This window comes from Cellvibrio sp., from assembly GCF_053579595.1.
Window position 1 is genome coordinate 1 of the sequence record NZ_JBRFPI010000045.1, and the last position, 17284, is coordinate 17284.

The 17284-nt window shown below is 51.0% G+C and carries 20 protein-coding genes; 8 read left to right on the forward strand and 12 right to left on the reverse strand.

Annotation, left to right across the window (positions count from 1 at the left end; translation table 11 throughout):
- The 3 genes from ACWA6V_RS04530 to ACWA6V_RS04540 all read left to right on the forward strand — a co-directional run.
- On the forward strand, positions 1 to 694 hold a 694-nt coding region (locus tag ACWA6V_RS04530; protein WP_449521386.1), incomplete at its 5' end, for a Calx-beta domain-containing protein.
- Positions 684 to 1142, forward strand: a complete 459-nt coding sequence (locus ACWA6V_RS04535) for a CYTH domain-containing protein (protein WP_449521387.1) — start codon at positions 684 to 686, stop codon at positions 1140 to 1142. The genes ACWA6V_RS04530 and ACWA6V_RS04535, both read left to right, overlap by 11 nt.
- A 129-nt stretch (positions 1143 to 1271) precedes the next feature.
- On the forward strand, positions 1272 to 1481 hold the full coding sequence (locus tag ACWA6V_RS04540; protein ID WP_449521388.1) for a DUF2061 domain-containing protein: 210 nt from the start codon (positions 1272 to 1274) through the stop codon (positions 1479 to 1481).
- Between the two features lie 67 nt (positions 1482 to 1548).
- Here ACWA6V_RS04540 and tatC read toward each other — a convergent pair whose 3' ends face one another.
- Genes tatC through ACWA6V_RS04575 form a run of 7 tightly spaced genes read right to left on the reverse strand, consistent with a single transcriptional unit; the run spans position 1549 to position 6081 of the window.
- On the reverse strand, positions 1549 to 2331 hold the full coding sequence (gene tatC, locus ACWA6V_RS04545) for a twin-arginine translocase subunit TatC (protein ID WP_449521389.1): 783 nt from the start codon (positions 2329 to 2331) through the stop codon (positions 1549 to 1551).
- A 7-nt stretch (positions 2332 to 2338) separates the two neighbouring features.
- The gene (gene tatB, locus ACWA6V_RS04550) at positions 2339 to 2869 is read right to left on the reverse strand and encodes a Sec-independent protein translocase protein TatB (protein ID WP_449521390.1); all 531 of its coding nucleotides are present in this window, start codon (positions 2867 to 2869) and stop codon (positions 2339 to 2341) included.
- Positions 2870 to 2872: 3 nt separating this feature from the next.
- The gene (tatA, locus tag ACWA6V_RS04555; protein ID WP_449521391.1) at positions 2873 to 3118 is read right to left on the reverse strand and encodes a twin-arginine translocase TatA/TatE family subunit; all 246 of its coding nucleotides are present in this window, start codon (positions 3116 to 3118) and stop codon (positions 2873 to 2875) included.
- Between the two features lie 35 nt (positions 3119 to 3153).
- A complete protein-coding gene (locus ACWA6V_RS04560; RefSeq protein ID WP_449521392.1) occupies positions 3154 to 3492 on the reverse strand; it encodes a phosphoribosyl-ATP diphosphatase in 339 nt (112 codons plus the stop codon).
- A 34-nt stretch (positions 3493 to 3526) separates the two neighbouring features.
- Entirely contained in the window at positions 3527 to 3910 is a 384-nt protein-coding gene (gene hisI / locus ACWA6V_RS04565) for a phosphoribosyl-AMP cyclohydrolase (protein ID WP_449521393.1), read from the reverse strand.
- An 18-nt stretch (positions 3911 to 3928) separates the two neighbouring features.
- Positions 3929 to 4801, reverse strand: coding sequence for an aldo/keto reductase (locus ACWA6V_RS04570; protein ID WP_449521394.1), 873 nt, complete (start codon positions 4799 to 4801; stop codon positions 3929 to 3931).
- Entirely contained in the window at positions 4798 to 6081 is a 1284-nt protein-coding gene (locus ACWA6V_RS04575; protein WP_449521395.1) for an FAD-dependent oxidoreductase, read from the reverse strand. The genes ACWA6V_RS04570 and ACWA6V_RS04575 overlap by 4 nt, the downstream gene beginning before the upstream one ends.
- 142 nt (positions 6082 to 6223) lie before the next feature.
- Here ACWA6V_RS04575 and ACWA6V_RS04580 point away from each other — a divergent pair, with 142 nt between their 5' ends.
- A complete protein-coding gene (locus ACWA6V_RS04580) occupies positions 6224 to 7108 on the forward strand; it encodes an SDR family oxidoreductase (RefSeq protein ID WP_449521396.1) in 885 nt (294 codons plus the stop codon).
- Positions 7109 to 7197: 89 nt separating this feature from the next.
- Here ACWA6V_RS04580 and fabB read toward each other — a convergent pair whose 3' ends face one another.
- From fabB to ACWA6V_RS04600, 4 genes are all read right to left on the reverse strand, one after another.
- Positions 7198 to 8409, reverse strand: coding sequence for a beta-ketoacyl-ACP synthase I (fabB, locus tag ACWA6V_RS04585; protein ID WP_449521397.1), 1212 nt, complete (start codon positions 8407 to 8409; stop codon positions 7198 to 7200).
- 137 nt (positions 8410 to 8546) lie between these two features.
- Complete coding sequence (fabA, locus tag ACWA6V_RS04590; RefSeq protein ID WP_449521398.1) at positions 8547 to 9068, reverse strand: 3-hydroxyacyl-[acyl-carrier-protein] dehydratase FabA; 522 nt, start codon at positions 9066 to 9068, stop codon at positions 8547 to 8549.
- Between the two features lie 137 nt (positions 9069 to 9205).
- The gene (locus tag ACWA6V_RS04595) at positions 9206 to 10168 is read right to left on the reverse strand and encodes a polyprenyl synthetase family protein (RefSeq protein WP_449521399.1); all 963 of its coding nucleotides are present in this window, start codon (positions 10166 to 10168) and stop codon (positions 9206 to 9208) included.
- Positions 10169 to 10271: 103 nt separating this feature from the next.
- The gene (locus tag ACWA6V_RS04600; RefSeq protein ID WP_449521400.1) at positions 10272 to 11036 is read right to left on the reverse strand and encodes a 4'-phosphopantetheinyl transferase family protein; all 765 of its coding nucleotides are present in this window, start codon (positions 11034 to 11036) and stop codon (positions 10272 to 10274) included.
- A gap of 145 nt (positions 11037 to 11181) precedes the next feature.
- Between ACWA6V_RS04600 and ACWA6V_RS04605 the strand changes: the two genes are divergently transcribed.
- Both ACWA6V_RS04605 and ACWA6V_RS04610 read left to right on the forward strand, forming a co-directional pair.
- Positions 11182 to 11679 (forward strand): FKBP-type peptidyl-prolyl cis-trans isomerase, encoded by a 498-nt coding sequence (locus ACWA6V_RS04605; protein ID WP_449521401.1) that lies wholly within the window; start codon positions 11182 to 11184, stop codon positions 11677 to 11679.
- Between the two features lie 213 nt (positions 11680 to 11892).
- Positions 11893 to 13098, forward strand: coding sequence for a DUF5009 domain-containing protein (locus ACWA6V_RS04610; protein ID WP_449521402.1), 1206 nt, complete (start codon positions 11893 to 11895; stop codon positions 13096 to 13098).
- A 52-nt stretch (positions 13099 to 13150) separates the two neighbouring features.
- On the opposite strand, the gene ACWA6V_RS04615 is transcribed toward ACWA6V_RS04610, so the two are convergent.
- Positions 13151 to 13798: a TetR/AcrR family transcriptional regulator gene (locus tag ACWA6V_RS04615; RefSeq protein ID WP_449521403.1), complete on the reverse strand. Its 648-nt coding sequence runs from the start codon at positions 13796 to 13798 to the stop codon at positions 13151 to 13153.
- Positions 13799 to 14116: 318 nt separating this feature from the next.
- On the opposite strand from ACWA6V_RS04615, the gene ACWA6V_RS04620 reads away from it, so the two are divergent.
- Complete coding sequence (locus tag ACWA6V_RS04620; RefSeq protein ID WP_449521404.1) at positions 14117 to 15295, forward strand: efflux RND transporter periplasmic adaptor subunit; 1179 nt, start codon at positions 14117 to 14119, stop codon at positions 15293 to 15295.
- Between the two features lie 165 nt (positions 15296 to 15460).
- Positions 15461 to 17284, forward strand: a 1824-nt coding sequence (locus ACWA6V_RS04625; protein ID WP_449521405.1) for an efflux RND transporter permease subunit, incomplete at its 3' end; no start/stop codon positions are given.

Consider the following 17284-nt stretch of genomic DNA (forward strand, 5'->3'; position numbering starts at 1 on the left):
TATTTCAGATCCGCGCAATCCAAAAGAGGCGGGATTTTTTGATACCTATCCGATTGCGAATTCGGCATCGTTTAATGGGGCTTGGGGAACCTATCCATTTCTACCGAGCGGTAATATTTTGGTAAATGATATCAACAGCGGATTGTATGTGATTCGCGATAACACCGTATCGCTACAGGGCAGTGTGAAATTTTCCAGTGCACGCGTTGCGGCAAAAGAGGGAGATGTGTTGCGCTTGTCGCTGCAGCGGGTGGGTGGCAGCACAAGTGCGGTGGAAGTGTTTTATGAAACTCAATCGGGCAATGCAACTACTCAGGATTTCACTTCCGTCGCTGGCAGTATTAGTTGGCTCGATGGCGATGCCAACGAAAAAACAATTGAAATTCCGATTGCAGCTGATGTTGCGGGCAATGAATTTACCGAAACTTTTTTTGTGCGACTTTATAATCCGCGCAATGGGCTTATGTTGGCGTCGCCCAATCTTCTTGTTGTGGATATCGCCGATAAACCGGATGAGCCGGTGGTGGTCAGTTCGTCTTCTGTTGCTTCATCGGCGACCAGTTCTGTTGTATCGGCGGCGCCACAAAAATCGGGCAGTGGCGGCGGGTCGGTACCGCTGTTGACTCTAGGATTGCTCGGCTTATTGGCTGTTAAAAAACGTTATTCTTTCGCGGTAAATGCTCATGGCAATTGAAATCGAACGGAAATTTTTAGTCGTGGGTGATGCCTGGCGGGATGCGCCCCCCGTGTTTTATTCACAGGGTTATTTGAATCGCGACAAGGCGCGTACGGTGCGTGTGCGCATAGCGGGTGAAGAGGCCTTCCTGACCATTAAAGGAACTTCGGTTGGTGCGCGCCGCGCGGAATTTGAATATCCGATCCCGGTATGGGATGCGCGCGAATTATTGGCACTGTGTGAGCAGCCGCTGATTGAGAAAAATCGCCGCAAGGTTCTGCATGAAGGGTTTGTCTGGGAAGTGGATGAGTTTTTGGGAGAGAACCTTGGTCTTGTTGTCGCAGAGATAGAGTTACCTGCGGAGGATGCAGGTTTCGCCAAACCGGATTGGGTGGGGGACGAGGTGACTGAGGATGCGCGCTACTTCAACTCCAATCTGTCGCGCGTACCCTTCAATCGCTGGTAAATAGCTATTTGCTATTAAGTCTATCGGGTCAATTTTCTTTGGTAATGATTATCGCTTGCTTAGTATGGCTACATCGGCTGATCGCGAAGAGTTTGATTAGCCACCTTATTGGCAAGCGAGGATTACATCATGGCAAAGACCGCAACATTCGCAGCAGTTCACTTCACCGTTGCCTTTTCAGTAGGCTACGCTCTCACGGGTAGTGTGGTTATTGGCGGCACTATGGCATTGGTAGAACCGGCAATTAACACAGTCGCTTTCTATTTCCACGAACTGGGTTGGAAAAAGTTTGAGGAGAATAGGGCGGTATTAGAGGAGGCATTGGCTAACAGCGTTTAGCGAAGGCCCACAATAAAAAACGGCCAGTAACTTTTGCTAGATACTGGCCGTTTTTTATCAACATACATCAGGGGTTCTGGTTCTCGTCATTCCCCGCGCTTTCGCCAGCTTGATCGTGCTCTTCGCTGCGCTTTTTAATCATCCGACCAAAAAACAGACCTGCTTCAAACAACATCCACATGGGAATGGCGAGCATGGCTTGTGAAAAAATATCCGGCGGTGTTAGCAGCATGCCAACAACAAAGCAGGCGACGACAATGTAGCGTCGTTTTTCTGCCAAGCCCTCGGGAGTTACCACACCTGCGTGGATCAGCAGTACTGTTGCGACCGGGATTTCAAATGCAAAGCCGAATGCAAAAAACATGTGCAGCACCAAATCCAAATATTTGGTGATGTCGGTCATAGTGCTTACACCCTCAAGCTCAATACCCATAGTGAAATTAAACAACATGGGCAGAACAAGAAAGTAGGCGAAGGCCATACCGGCAAAAAACAGCAGTACGCTGGATATCAGTAGTGGCGCAGCGAGTTGTTGCTCGTGTTTGTAGAGACCGGGGGCGATAAACGACCAGACTTGGAACAGAATAAACGGCACAGCTAAAAACATCGCCAGATAAAATGTCAGTTTCAATGGTGTCAAAAACGGTGAGATCACATCGGTCGCAATCATGTGTGTACCCGCAGGCAGAACTGCCTGCAGTGGCGCAGAAATTATGCCGTAGATGTCAGTTGCAAAGGGGAACAGGCAAATAAAAACTGCCAGCAAAAAATAGACAGTGTGCAACAAGCGATTGCGCAGTTCTATCAGGTGCTGGACCAGTGGTTGTTCTTTATCTTTTTGATCGTTCATGAGCGACTTAGTGGCCTGTACCAGATTGCGCGGACGTATTGGCAGCCTGATGTGTGTTGGTCGGTGTTGAGCCTGAAGCGGGTGCGCTGTCAGTGCTGGATGCAGTCACGCTGGTTGTCGTAGATGCGGCAGGATGTGGCTGGTGCGCCGTCGCGGGCGTAGCCAGCTTGCTGCGCTCTGCGGCAGATTCATCGCCATGGGCGTGATCAGGTAGCTCGTCGGGCGGGCCATAGTCTGATGCTTGTCGGCGCGCTTCGGCATTGGCATCTTCATATTGCTGGACATCAAGGAGCGTTTGTTCGAATTTGATCCGCGCTTCTTCAATATTTTGCATGACTTCTTCATTGTGCAGTTGGCGACGAATATCATCCGCACCGATTTGCCGCTCAATTTCAGTGCGGGTATCGCGCAGGCTGCGTTTAAGGCGGCCAATCCAAAGCCCTGCGGTGCGCACGGCACCTGGCAACTGCTCTGGGCCAATCACTACCAGAGCTACTACCAGGCATACCAGCAGTTCGGTAAAACCTATATCAAACACGGCTTACACCTTGGTATTGTTTTGGTCAACTTTGTCGTTTACCGGGGTACTGCTGGTGGCTTTCTGGTCCAGCTTGGGAGATTCATCTTCGTCCTTTTTGGCGTCTTCGCTACTCATCGAATTTTTGAAGCCTTTGATCATACTGCCCAAATCACCACCCAATGTGCGCAAGCGCTTGGTGCCGAACAACATGACCACAATGGCCAATACAATAAGAAGTTGCCAGATACTAATGCCGCTAAGACCCATGATAATTTCCTCGCAAAAAAGATAAGTAGTTGTGGTTATTCCTGAGTGCGCGCTGCTTTTTCGTCGTGACCTGAAACGTTAAAACGGCGCCCTAACTCCTTCAATACTGCATCGGCATCTGTGCCGAGGTGGGACAACATCACCAGGCTATGAAACCACAAATCAGCGGTCTCGTAGATCAGATCGGTATTGTCGCCACTGGCTTGGGCATCCTTCGCGGCCAAAATCGTTTCGGTGCATTCCTCACCGACTTTTTCCAAAATCTTATTCAGCCCTTTTTGATGCAGGCTGGCAACGTAGGATGTCTCAGCGCCCGCATTATTTTTGCGCGCTTCAAGAATTTCCGTCAGTTGTTGGAGAATATCGTTACTCATGAACAGCTCATTTCACTAATAAGGGTTGGCAATCTTAGCGGTAAATGTCGGCGGGATCTTTTAATACCGGCTCCACCGTCTGCCATTCGCCGTTTTTTAACACGCGATAAAAACAGGACTCACGGCCAGTGTGACAGGCGATGCCGCCCAGTTGTTCCACTTGTAATACCACGACGTCTTCGTCGCAGTCGAGACGGATTTCATGCAATTTCTGGATATGGCCGGAGGTTTCACCTTTGTGCCACAACTGGTTGCGCGAGCGCGACCAGTAGACAGCTTCGCCACGTTCGGCCGAGAGTTGGAGGGATTCGCGGTTCATCCAGGCCATCATCAAAATCCGGCCGGTTTTGGCATCTTGCGCAATAGCGGGAACCAAGCCATCGCTGTTCCAATTAACGGTGTCTAACCAACTGCTCATAAATCGCTCTGTAGAATCTTACGCCATATTTTGTGCGCGCAATGCTTTTATTAGGTTAGCGCGCAAATGTTGCAAGTTGACGGTGCCGATGACGGCACTGGTGACCCCGGGATGAGCGTAAGCAAAATTCAGCGCGCTCTGGATGGGGTCTTGTTCTTGGTCTCGTTCGTGATCTTGGCGTTCAGCGGAGCCTTGTATTTTCTCCCGAACGGGAGGCGCATCATGGCAGATATGGCCGCTGGCGAGAACCTTTTTTAGCAAAACTGCCGCACCTTGTAACGCAGATTTTGCGATCACCGGCTCTTCGTCGGTGTAATCCGCATGGTACATCAGCATTACCGCGTCGCAGACTTCTGCTGCGAGCAGCCCACCTTCGACGGTTTTGCTAGAGATGCCCAGCGCCCGAATCCAGCCTTCCTGCTTGAGCTGCTGCAAGGTTTGCAGGGCACCGCTGTTGCACAGGATGTCCAGATCATTGCCATCGGAGTGAATCATCACTAAATCGAGATAGTCGGTGCGCAGGCGGCGCAGGGAGCGCTCGACACTCATGCGGGTGTGCTTGGGGCTGAAATCAAAGTGCGATCGGCCTACATCGGAGAATTTATCCTCCGTAAACTCTTCGCCGACTTTGGTGGAGATAACCCAGTTCTTGCGCTCTTTGCGCAGCAGGTCGCCCAGGCGTTCCTCGCTGTAGCCATAGGAGGGCGCCGTATCGACAAAGTTGACCCCCATATCGCGTGCGCCATTGAGTAATTCACGCAATTGTTCATCGCTGGGCAAAGCAAACGGCTGTGGATATTTGAGACTCTGGGTGCGGCCAAATTTGACCGTCCCCAGACCAAAAGTACTGATGTCTATGTCGGTACGCCCGAGGCGTTTACGCGGCATCATTGATCGTCATCCTCTTCATCTGGCTCGCGAAAACGCAGCGCAAGCAGCTCCTCGGTGCTGATCGCCGGTGGAAATGCCAGTTCCCAAGGCGTTTTGGCGAGTGCAGCGTAGGGCAGATAAGTATGCAGGTTGATGGTGCTGGCCGAGGGCGTCATACCTGCATCGGACAATATCGCCAGCGCTTGATTGGCAAGATTGGGCGCCAGCGTCAGTTTGGTTGGCCAGCCGACGAGCAGGTTCACAGCACCTTCAGCGGGTGCGATAAAGGCGTTGTCGGGGCGTACTAGACCCGGTTGTAATGGCTCGGCACGTGCGATGGGCAGGGTTGACCACTCAGCGCCATCCAGATTTACCCAAGGAATCAGGTCTTCCACTTCCTGCTTGGCCAGCTCGATTAGCGCTTCCGGTGCCATGTCGGCGCCTTTTTCCGCGAGGTTGCCGCCCAGATACCACACATGTGCACCATCTGGCAGGCGGTGGCTGGAGATAGTCAAGCGCGGGGTGGTCTCGCGACCGAGGCAATGACCGTAAAAATCGAAGGGGTACAGATGCTTGACCATGACTTGTTGTAGCGGGCGCAGTTGCATCGCCGGGCTCTCCAGCCCCAACTGTTGCAACAACTCCGAGTTGCCTTTACCTGCAGTAAAGATAAAGCGCTGCGCATGTATCTCGATAGGCTGTTCTGGCGTATTAATCCTTAGGCTCACGAGTCCAGCGGCATTTTTGTGCAATTGCGCAAGCGACCAATCAATCTGGAAGCAGTGCCCCTCGACGTTGTGGGCAAGATTAGCGACCAGGCTGGGTGCATCGATTACCAGGTCTTCCAGTCGGTAGAGGCTGCCTGAAAAATCCTTATTGCGCAGCAGCGGTGGGCGGCGATCCGGGTGTACCGGCTCGACCCGTCCGCGGGTGATTTTGCTGGCGAGAAAGCCGGTCAGCTTGCTGCCCAGATCATCGCCCGACCACATAAAAAAGTGATCGCTGAGAATACGTGTGTGGCGCAAATCCACGTCGCCTTCACCACACAGGCAGGCGCGCCAGTGTTTGGGCATTTCGGCAATGGCTTCGGAGGCGCCGGTCAGCGCGCCCGCGAGGGTATATTTCATGCCGCCGTGAATCATGCCTTGGGAGGCGAGGGTTTGGTCGCTGCCGAGCGCTTTGGCTTCAAATAATGCGATGCTGAACCCGGCACTTTTGGCGCGGTTGGCCAGCCACAGCCCGGCAACACCGCCGCCGATAATGGCCAGATCGAGATGGATACTAAGCGGGGCTTGGCTCATGGGTGGTGCAATTCCGTCTAGGGCTAAGGCGCTGATTCAAAAGGGGCGCGCAGTATAAGTCTTTCGCGCTCGAATTACCCTTGCCGTGGCAGCGGGTTCTACTGCTAATATGCACAAAAATTTTACGGGTATGCAGAGCGCAATGTCATTCAAGTTATTGTTAACCGATGTAATTTCCCCGCTGGGCAAAGCTCTGGAGCACGAGTTGGAGCGCGAGCCGTTCAAATTGTTGCTGCCTGCTGCGGCCGAGTTGGATTGGTCTGATGCGCAGAGCCTGCAAACCTATTTACACAAACATCAGCCGGATCTGATTGTAAATTGCCGTGGTTGGGAAGAGGCCTTTCACTCTGGTGGGCAAGCCGCGCTTATCGCTACTGCCCGCAACCTTGCACAAGTTTGTGCCAATCAGCAAATCCCCCTAATTCACCTATCCAGCTATAGCGTGTTCGGCGGCGATGGCAAAGGGACGCACAGTGAAAAAGACCCGGTCGCGCCGCTCAGTGACACTGGGCACGCATTTGCTGAGGCGGAACAGGTCATTGCAGAGTCGTTGCCAAAACACATTATTTTGCGTTTGAGTTGGGTGATTGGCGCCTACGGGGATAATTTGCTCACACGCCTGCTCAGTTCATTTCTCGCTGGCGCGTCTGTTACTGTCAATCGCCGTTTGCGCGGCTCTCCCACGGCGCTCTCGGATGCTGCGCGAGTCGCGGTCGCCATGAGCAAACAAATTTTCTGCGGTGCGGAAAACTGGGGAGTGATGCACTATTGCAGCGGCGATGCCTGTACGGAAGACGAGTTTGCCGAGCAATTATTGCAGCTGCTTATCCAACAGCAGCTGCTGACCGCTGAACCAAGCTTGAGTCTGGTTGATAGCGAACCCACCGACGAACCTCTAAGTGCCATCCTCGGCTGCCGTCGTGCGCGCGATTATTTCGGCATTCAGGCGCGTTCGTGGCGTCCGAGTTTATTGCCGCTAGTAAAACAGTGGCTGCATAACCGCGAGCAGATAAAAGCGGCGCAGTAGTTTTGATCCTCCAATAGAAAAAACCGCGAGGCGCTAGTGCGGCTCGCGGTTTTTGTTTTTTTACGGTGGGTAATTAAACGCGCTGCACTTTAGATTCGTTGAAAAACCAGTGTCGCGTTAGTGCCGCCGAAACCAAAGCTGTTGGACATGACGCGGTTCAGTTTCACATCGTCCTGACGCTTAAGCACTATCGGCATGCCTTCGGCTTCGGGGTCAACTGTTTCGATGTTGGCTGACGCGCAGATAAAGTTATGCTCCATCATCAGCAGGCTGTAAATCGCCTCTTGTACGCCGGTTGCGCCGAGGCTGTGGCCGGTGAGGGATTTGGTAGAGCTGATGGCGGGGATGCTAGCGCCAAAGGTCTCTTTAATAGCGCGCAATTCAGCTAAATCGCCCACTGGGGTAGAGGTACCGTGGGAGTTGATGTAGTCAATATCGCCATCAACCGTAGCCAGTGCTTGTTTCATGCAACGCACAGCGCCTTCGCCTGACGGTGCAACCATGTCATAGCCATCGGAGGTTGCGCCGTAGCCGACGATTTCAGCGTAAATTTTTGCACCGCGCGCTTTGGCGTGTTCGTATTCTTCGATTACCAGACAACCGCCACCGCCAGCGATGACGAAACCGTCACGGTTGGCATCGTAGGCGCGTGACGCTTGGCCGGGAGTTTCGTTGTATTTGGTAGACAGAGCGCCCATGGCGTCGAATAAGGCGGTCAATGTCCAATGTTCTTCCTCGCCACCACCGGCAAAAACGATGTCCTGTTTGCCAAGCTGAATTTGCTCCAATGCGACGCCAATACAGTGGGCGCTAGTCGCACAGGCAGAAGAAATCGAATAGTTAACCCCTTTGATTTTGAACGGCGTTGCCAAACAGGCAGACGTAGTACTACCCATAGTCTGCGTTACGCGATAAGGACCAACACGCTTCAGTCCTTTTTCGCGCAAAATATCCGCCGCTTCCACCAGGTTTTTGGAGGAGGCGCCGCCTGAACCCATGATGATACCGGTGCGATCGTTGGATACCTGATCCTCACTTAAACCAGAGTCAGCGATAGCCTGCTCCATGGAGAGATAGGCATAGGCTGCCGCATCGCCCATAAAACGCAGCACCTTGCGATCGATCAGCTCGGACAGGTTGATATCAACGGAACCGGCAACGTGGCTGCGAAAGCCCATCTCTTTGTAGGTTTCCTGGAATTTGATACCGGAACGGCCAGCGCGCAATGCATCCAACACGGCATCTTTATCATTGCCCAGGCAGGACACAATTCCCATACCGGTAACAACAACGCGTTTCATAGGCTACCTCTTTCATATTTAGCAACAGCGCCGGGCAAAGGGTTTGCTTCTGGCGTGCTTAAATCGGACTTGGTTAAAAGGGCGAGCATTATGCCACAAGCAGTTCAGCGCTCGCCGGTTATCGTTATTCTGGATACTTAGACACTATCGCTTTTTTGGAATAATCCAACGCGCAAGTCAGAGGCGAAATAAATATCTTTGCCATCGCAAGAGACGCGCCCATCGGCGATTCCCATAATCAATTTGCGCTCAATCACACGTTTTAAATTGATGTGGTAGGTGATTTTTTTTGCGGTAGGAAGGATCTCGCCAGTGAACTTAACTTCGCCACAGCCAAGTGCGCGGCCGCGGCCGGGGTTACCTTTCCAGCCGAGGAAGAAGCCAACCAGTTGCCACATAGCATCTAAGCCTAAGCAGCCTGGCATTACCGGATCGCCCGCGAAATGGCAGTTAAAAAACCAAAGGTCTGGATTGATGTCCAATTCGGCCACGATCTCGCCTTTGCCGAACTCACCGCCGGTGTGACTGATGTGCACGATTCGATCCAGCATAAGCATGTTGTTAATGGGCAGTTGCGCATTGCCTGGGCCAAACAATTGGCCGTTGCCGCATTTGATCAACTCTTCAAGGCTGTAGGAGCTTTGTGGTTCAAAGGTCATGGATTTTACTCTGCTAGTGATCATCGAGCGCGGGCAAGGCCCGCGCAAAAGTGCGCCATTCTAACCGCTGTGGCTCAGTTGTCCAGTTAGACGGGCGCCAGTTGCATGCGCTGCTGGCGTTGATTATAGGTAATTAGTTAGAAGCTGCGCGCTAGTGAGAACTCGGCTAATTGCTTCATGGCGGTGGTGTAAGTGTTGTCAGGCAATTGTTGCAATTGGATGAGCGCCTGCTGCACTTGCTGCCGCGCGGCTTCCAAGGTGTAGTCCATGCCGCCGGTGGCCTGAACGATTTCCAATACGGCGGGCAGCAGGCTGGCATCGCCAGTACGGATGGCATTGGCGATGGTTTCGGCCTGCGCGGGAGTGCCGGTACGCATGGCGTGGATCAGTGGCAGGGTGGGTTTGCCTTCGGCCAAATCATCACCGACATTTTTGCCGAGGGTGGCGGCATCGCCGGTGTAATCCAATGCATCGTCTACCAGTTGGAAAGCGACGCCGACATGGCGGCCATACAACCGCAATGCTTCGCGCTGCGCCGGTGTTGCACCACATTGCACCGCGGCGACTTCACAAGCGGCGGCGAAGAGAATGGCAGTTTTTTTGTCGATGACGCGGAAGTAATTCTCTTCATTGACATTCGGGTCTTTGGCATTCACCAATTGCTGAACTTCACCTTCGGCGATGATATTGGTGGTATCGCTCAGGATCGCCATCACGTCCATGCTGCCAATGCCGACCATCATCTGGAAGGCGCGCGAGTAGAGGAAATCGCCCACTAATACACTCGGCGCATTGCCCCACTGTGCATTTGCAGTTGGGCGGCCTCGGCGCAGGCTGGACATATCGACCACATCGTCATGCAGCAGGGTGGCGGTGTGGATAAATTCGATAATCGCCGCGAGCGATAAATGATCTTTCCCCTTGTAGCCCAGCGCATTGGCGGTGAGCAGGACCAGCAGCGGGCGCAAGCGTTTACCGCCGGCTTCCACCAGATAGTGGCCGATATTTTCAACCAGACCGACATCGGAGTGGAGCTTGTCGATGATGAGTTGGTTGACTGCGCTGAAGTCGTCTTTAACGGCCTGGTGGAATGGCAACATGGTAGTTTCTTATCTATCTAGGGTGGATTTGTTATTAGTGTCAGGACATTTATCCGAACTGACTAAATGGCCGGCGGCAATGCTAGCAGTGAAGGCTTGAGAGTCAAGGAAAAGCTGGCGCGCAAAGCGCATCAAACCAGTTTACTTGCTGCGGTTGCCGACTCTTGCAGGCCAGTGCGCAATAATCCAGCGAGCTGAGTGTCCACTGGTGAAATTTCCATTCATCGCCATCTTCATCGAGCGCCGCTGCAATCTGCACACTGATCTTATCGCCAGTGAGCCCAAAGGCTATCTTCTCCAGCCCAGCTGAAATACCTGTGCCTGTCGCCTTGAAGAAAGCTTCCTTTAATGTCCAAAGACGATAGAAATAATCGTGTTGCGCGGAGCCTGCCAACGCTTGTAACTGGGCAAACTCATGGGGGTGGTAATAGCTTTCGGCGATGCCAATTAAATCGCGCGTAGTGCCAACTGCTTCTATATCTATCCCGATAAGTTCAGTCTTGCCCACCGCCAGCAGCGCCCAGTGTCCACTATGGCTCAGACTGAAGTGAATATCGCTCTGCGGCAGGTAAGGTTTGCCTTTATCAGTGCGCAAAAACTCCACCATCTCCGGTGGTAGATTGGTGTATTGCGCAAGCACTGTGCGCAGCAGCCAGCGGCTGGCGACATAACTCTCCTTACCGCGCACAAATTTCAGTGCCCGCTCGCGCTCGGCGCTGGTCATGATACGTTCGGCATCAGCGTAATGGTCGGCGGTAAATCGGCGGATATCCAGACAATAAATATGTATAGCCTGCGCGCCCAATTCGTAGCCATGCTCAGGCTGGCTAAAGGTGGGCACTGGCAATGGTGTTAGCGATAAAATCATAAAATGGTCTGGTTGGCGATAAAGGTGTCCATAATACGCGTTTTGCCGCATCGATTTGCGGTTGCGTCACGCCAGCTTTGCGCCGCCTCGATAAATCAGCGACAATTCGCGCCCTCAAAAAAACGAAACCCATTTTGGAGTTGTTATGCAAATCACTGCCGACAAAGTAGTCAGCTTTCACTACCGCCTGAGCGAAACTGGCGGTGAGCTGCTGGAATCATCCTACGATACCGAACCAACACTGTATCTCCATGGCCACAAAGGTTTGCTCGCCGCATTGGAAGAAGCGCTGGAAGGTAAACAAGCGGGCGATAAAACTACTATCAGCCTCACCCCGGAGCAGGGTTATGGTGTGCGTCAGGAAGGCGCAGTGCAGCGCATTCCCATTAAACATCTGCACGGCCATGAAAAACTCAAAAACAAGTTGAAGCCGGGTATGAAAGTCGCGGTGAATACCCAGCACGGTCCATGGGATGCGGTCGTTTTAAAAGTCGGCAAATTCAATGTGGATATCGACAGCAACCATCCACTCGCTGGTAAAAACCTCGACTTTGAATTGGAGGTCGTTGAAGTGCGCGATGCCACCGCTGAAGAGTTGGCGCACGGCCATGCCCATGGTGTTGGCGGTCATCACCACGATTAATCCTGCGTGATTCCCCATCCAAAAGCCCGCACTTGTTGCGGGCTTTTTTATTGGGTGAAGATTTGGCGATGCTTCAATGTTGAGAATTGTAAATCGAAAGGCAACGTTGTCAGGTTTTGATTGCGGCTTTAGGTGTCGCTCGGTTATTGTGGATTTTTACAAGAAAAATCAACCATAACAACGGCACCCCACAGGGTCACAACAGGCAATCACATGAATAATCCCACCATTAGCGCCAACCGCGTTTTATCGATCGATGTCTTTCGCGGCATCATTATTTTCACTATGGTTTTTGTTAACGAGCTAGCCGGCATCGCCGATATTCCCCAGTGGATGAAACACTTGCCCGCGAATGTGGACGGCATGACCTTTGTCGATCTGGTATTCCCCGCGTTTTTATTTATTGTCGGCATGTCCATTCCTTTTGCGATTCAGGCGCGCGCCAATAAAGGTGATTCGGCGCTGGAGATTTTTAAACATATCGCACTGCGTAGTGTGGGTTTGATAGTGATTGGCGTATTTATGGTGAATGCCGAATCTGGTTATGACGCGGCGGCCATGGGCATCTCTATGCCATTGTGGACGCTGTTGATGTTTATCTACGTGTTATTAATTTGGTCGAGTTATCCCAAAACACTTTCACCCACTATTTCAATGGGCGCAAAACTGATTGGTGTTGCCGGTTTGGTAATGCTCTGGTGGATGTACAAAGGCCCTGACAATACAGGTATGACCACCCAGTGGTGGGGCATTCTCGGTTTGATTGGCTGGGCATATTTAATTGCGGGCACTTTATTTTTAATCACGCGCCAATTCGCCTCGCCCGCAACACAATTTTTCACTCTGGCTTTAGCCGCGCTTGCATTGATCGGATTATTTTTTGCGTTGGATAAAACCGCTTTGGCATCGGTTCCGGTATTGCAAACTTTGGCTGCAGCTAATGACAACCACACTCATGCGGCGATTGTGTTGGCGGGCGTGATCCTCTCGCAATTATTTTATTTGCCAAATTTTTCGGGGAGTAAATTCAAAAACTATTTGGTATTTACCGGTGTTGTTGCATTGCTCGCTTTTGCAAGCTGGCAGGTTTCACCCATCTCCAAAATTTGGGCAACCCCCAGCTGGGCATTATTCAGCGTGTTCTTTTGTTGTGTGATTTTTGGTGTGGTCTATTGGTTGGTAGATGTAAAACAACAGCGTGCCTGGACTGCATTGTTTGAACCTTCGGCAACCAATCCTTTATTAGTCTATATACTGCCGTACATTGTGTTATCCCTGTGTGGAATTTTGGGCTTCTATCTTCGCCCTGAGTTTTTTAATGCGGGGCTGGCGGGAATTTTGTGGAGCCTGGGTTTTGCTTGCGTGATTATGGGGATAGGTGCTGGGCTTACGCGTATGGGGTTGCGGGTTAAGCTTTAGCACGTTTTTCGCCATGCTAGCCTGTGCGGGTATGGCGAAAAATAATTAATAATCAAACAACCAGTTTGTGCGGCCAAGTCGGTTTCGCGCTATACCAAAACTCCGGCTTTAATCCAATCAAACGATAAATTCCTTGCGGTAAATCCAGTTTCACATTGTCGATATTGCGTGTCACCTGTGCATGGCTAATCGCACCTTGCACATACTGTTGCATCAGGCGCGCAATCTGTTCGATATCCTTTTCTTGCGCTCCATTTAAATAATTGCCATTCAACAAACTGCGCACTAACGCCTGATTGTATTTAGCGCCGCGCTCAGTCATCAGTTGCAGTGTTTCGGTAATGCGTGTTTCACCGCAGCCGATTTGCATTCCAGCACTAAACAATGCGCAGCCGGGTACCTTGTCTTTGTCTTCCCCGACTTTGTTGATGTAAATAAATTGGATCCAATTTTCCAATTGTTCGAGTGGGGTGTTGATCGGCGAGAGGATGCAATCCAGATCCTGACGAATGTGATCCCAGTGATGGGTCGTTGCTTCGCAAAACAATTCTGCCTTGGATTCAAAGTGGTGATAGAAGCTGCCTTTGGTGACGCCCGCCTGCTTGCAGATTTCATTAACGCCCACGGAATTGTAATTGCTGTTCCAGATCAGGTTCAGCGCGGTTTCCAGTAGCAGTGTGCGGGTATCTGTGGGGCTCATGACGCGGGTTCTCGTACAAAGGTTATGGTTATTATGATACCGGCCGGTATGTTTTTCAATCGGCCATTTATAGGGGCTAGCCTGTTTTAGGTGCAACATACCCAATGGTGTAAAAACCTGCAATCTACAAAGCCTGTTGATTTTGCTGGGTTTTATGGCTTTTTAATGCGCCCGAAAGGGATGATTGTGAAAGCAACACAAAAATTATTCTTGACCAGCATACCAACCGGTATGTATGATTTTCAAAAATGCCGATTTAGACCCCTCCAAGGAGTTTCAAATAGTCATTTATTTGCTAACGAATACCAGGAGATTCCCATGAATAGCGCCAATCCATCTGCTTTTCCCCGCAAGGCTTACCAATACACGGCTGCGGCCATACTGGCAGGTATTGTGGGTTTTTATTATGTGTCAGGTGTTGATGCAGCAACGCCCGCAGCCGTACCGCCCGCCCCGGCTGTGGATGTGGTAGTGCTCGAGCCGCAAGAGATACGCACCTGGGCCAGTTTTTCCGGACGTTTGGCTCCGGTTGAGAGTGCAGCTATCAAACCGCTGGTGAGCGGTACCATCCAGCAAGTGCTGTTTACCGAAGGCCAGCAAGTGAAAAAAGGCCAGCCGTTATTTGTGATTGACCCGCGTCCACATCAGGCGTCAGTGCAGCGTGCCCAGGCGCAGTTGGCGACGGCGCAATCCCGCGCAAAGCTCGCGCAGGATGAATTGAATCGCGCGCAGCAATTGATCGCTGCCAAACTGGTGTCGCAAAGTATTTATGATTCAGCGTTGAGTACCCATCAAGTGGCGCAAGCCGATGTAAAACAAGCGGAAGCGGCATTGAGCCAGGCAAAACTTGATTTGGAATACGCACATATCGCCGCGCCGATTAGCGGCCGTGTTGGTCGTGCTGAGTTAACGACTGGCAACGTAGTAGAAGCGGGTGCTAATGCGCCGCTGCTGACGCAGATCGTTGCTAACGACAAACTCTATGCTGAATTTAATGTGGATGAAGCCACTTACATCCAGTTCGTGCGCAATACCAAAAATACCCAAGATATGCCAGTGGAATTAATTCTCGCGAGCGACAGTAGTGTGACCTATAACGGCAATATTTCTGCTTTCGATAACCGCTTGGATACCAATAGCGGCACCATCCGTGCCCGCGCCATTTTTGATAACAAGGATGGTGCATTAACGGCAGGAATGTTTGCCAATGTGCGTTTGGGTTCAGCGGAAAAAATTCAGGCGCTGTTAGTTCCCGAGCGTGCAATTGGTACCAACCAAAGCAAAAAATTTGTGTTGGTTGTCGATGAAAAAAATACCGCGACCTATCACGAAATTACCCTGGGTGAACATTACCAAGGGCAGCGCGTGATACTGGCGGGCGTCAATGCCGGCGATAAAATTATCGTCAATGGTTTGTCTCATGTACGACCGAATAGCACGGTCAACCCCAGTGTAACCCAAGCGATTAGTGCAACAGCGGTTGCATCCAATCACTAAGTACACTTCCGTATACCCCGGTACAGTTCAGTACCACAACCGATAATGTTTGTATAACGAGTATTGCTGGTGCTATGCACCAGTAGTCTCCAAACACGTCTGTCACTTTTGATCTAGTGCTTATTTTTATTTCTACTTTTTTGCAGCCATGCAAGCAGGCTTATCATGAACATATCCAAATTTTTTGTGGATCGCCCCATTTTCGCCGGCGTAATTTCGTTACTGATTTTTATTGCCGGTTTACTCGCCATGTTCCAATTGCCCATCTCGGAGTATCCGGATGTATCGCCGCCTTCGGTAGTGGTCAATGCGTCATACCCTGGTGCCAACCCGAAAGTGATTGCAGAAACCGTTGCAACGCCTTTGGAAGAGCAATTGGCTGGTACGGAAAATATGCTGTACATGTTTTCCCAAGCAACCACTGATGGTCGTTTAACACTGACTGTCACCTTTAAAATCGGTACAGATGTCGATCTTGCACAACAAATGGTGCAAAACCGTGTATCGCAAGCGCTGCCGCGTTTGCCTGATGTCACCCGTCAACGCGGTGTGACTGTGGTAAAAAGTTCGCCCGATTTAACCATGGTGGTGCATTTAATTTCGCCGGACAAAAGTTACGACGAACTCTATTTGCGCAACTATGCCTTGATGAATATTAAAGATGAGCTCGCGAAAGTTGCCGGTGTAGGCCAGGTGCGGTTGTTTGGTTCGGGCGATTACGCCATGCGCATTTGGTTGAACCCGGAAAAAATTGCCGAGAAAAATCTCACCGCCAATGATGTAGTCAATGCAATCCGCGAACAAAACGTGCAAGTGGCTGCCGGTATGATCGGCGGTGCACCGGTAACTGATTTGGTCGATGTGCAATTGCCAATTAATGCCAAAGGCCGTTTGGATAATCCGGAGGAATTTTCCGAAATTATTATTCGCGCAGGTTCCACTGGTGAAATTACCCGTTTAAAAGATGTGGCGCGTGTGGAGATGGGACCATCGGAATACAGTTTGAATGCGATGCTCGATAGTCGCCCTGCAGTGGCTATCCCTATTTTTCAATCACCCGGCGCCAATGCGATCCAGATTTCTGATGCAGTGCGCTCCACCATGGCGGAATTGTCTGAGCGTTTCCCACAGGGTGTTGAATACCAAGTCGTATATGATCCGACAATTTTTGTAAAAAGTTCGATTAAAGCTGTAATCAAAACCCTGCTCGAAGCCTTGGCGCTCGTTGTGGTAGTGGTGATTTTGTTTTTGCAAACCTGGCGCGCGTCAATTATTCCTTTGCTTGCCGTTCCAGTGTCAATCATTGGTACATTTTCGCTGATGTGGGCATTTGGTTTCTCCATTAATACCTTGTCATTATTTGGATTGGTATTGGCGATTGGTATCGTGGTGGATGATGCAATTGTGGTGGTGGAAAACGTTGAGCGTAATATCGAAGAAGGTTTAACGCCGCTTGCAGCAACTTATAAAGCTATGCAAGAGGTGAGCGGGCCGATTATTGCGATATCACTGACGCTGGTGGCGGTGTTTGTTCCTATCGCATTTGTAAGCGGTTTGACTGGCCAATTTTATCAACAGTTTGCGTTGACGATTGCCATTTCAACGGTGATATCCGCAATCAACTCATTGACTTTAAGCCCAGCATTGGCTGCGCTGTTATTAAAAAGCCACGATGCACCAAAAGACCGCTTGACGCGCATTATGGATAAATTGTTCGGCCGCTTTTTTGGCTGGTTCAACCGCAGCTTCAATCGTGCATCGGGTAATTATTCTGGCAAGGTCGGAAAATTATTGGGGCGCAAAACCTTGGCGATTGGCGTTTATGCTGTGCTGCTCGGCATTACCGCTGTAGGTTTCAATATTATCCCCAAAGGGTTTGTCCCTGCTCAGGATAAACAATACCTGATCGCCTTTGCACAATTGCCCGATGGCGCAACTCTCTCTCGCACTGAACAAGTTATCCGCGAAATGGGTGAAATTGGTTTGGCA

Coding starts and splice junctions, on each gene's coding strand:
- ACWA6V_RS04535 (WP_449521387.1), top strand. CDS start 684: ATGGCAATTGAAATCGAACGGAAATTTTTAGTCGTGGGTGATGCCTGG.
- ACWA6V_RS04540 (WP_449521388.1), top strand. CDS start 1,272: ATGGCAAAGACCGCAACATTCGCAGCAGTTCACTTCACCGTTGCCTTT.
- tatC (WP_449521389.1), bottom strand. CDS start 2,331: ATGAACGATCAAAAAGATAAAGAACAACCACTGGTCCAGCACCTGATA.
- tatA (WP_449521391.1), bottom strand. CDS start 3,118: ATGGGTCTTAGCGGCATTAGTATCTGGCAACTTCTTATTGTATTGGCC.
- ACWA6V_RS04560 (WP_449521392.1), bottom strand. CDS start 3,492: ATGAGTAACGATATTCTCCAACAACTGACGGAAATTCTTGAAGCGCGC.
- hisI (WP_449521393.1), bottom strand. CDS start 3,910: ATGAGCAGTTGGTTAGACACCGTTAATTGGAACAGCGATGGCTTGGTT.
- ACWA6V_RS04570 (WP_449521394.1), bottom strand. CDS start 4,801: ATGATGCCGCGTAAACGCCTCGGGCGTACCGACATAGACATCAGTACT.
- ACWA6V_RS04575 (WP_449521395.1), bottom strand. CDS start 6,081: ATGAGCCAAGCCCCGCTTAGTATCCATCTCGATCTGGCCATTATCGGC.
- ACWA6V_RS04580 (WP_449521396.1), top strand. CDS start 6,224: ATGTCATTCAAGTTATTGTTAACCGATGTAATTTCCCCGCTGGGCAAA.
- fabB (WP_449521397.1), bottom strand. CDS start 8,409: ATGAAACGCGTTGTTGTTACCGGTATGGGAATTGTGTCCTGCCTGGGC.
- fabA (WP_449521398.1), bottom strand. CDS start 9,068: ATGACCTTTGAACCACAAAGCTCCTACAGCCTTGAAGAGTTGATCAAA.
- ACWA6V_RS04595 (WP_449521399.1), bottom strand. CDS start 10,168: ATGTTGCCATTCCACCAGGCCGTTAAAGACGACTTCAGCGCAGTCAAC.
- ACWA6V_RS04600 (WP_449521400.1), bottom strand. CDS start 11,036: ATGATTTTATCGCTAACACCATTGCCAGTGCCCACCTTTAGCCAGCCT.
- ACWA6V_RS04605 (WP_449521401.1), top strand. CDS start 11,182: ATGCAAATCACTGCCGACAAAGTAGTCAGCTTTCACTACCGCCTGAGC.
- ACWA6V_RS04610 (WP_449521402.1), top strand. CDS start 11,893: ATGAATAATCCCACCATTAGCGCCAACCGCGTTTTATCGATCGATGTC.
- ACWA6V_RS04615 (WP_449521403.1), bottom strand. CDS start 13,798: ATGAGCCCCACAGATACCCGCACACTGCTACTGGAAACCGCGCTGAAC.
- ACWA6V_RS04620 (WP_449521404.1), top strand. CDS start 14,117: ATGAATAGCGCCAATCCATCTGCTTTTCCCCGCAAGGCTTACCAATAC.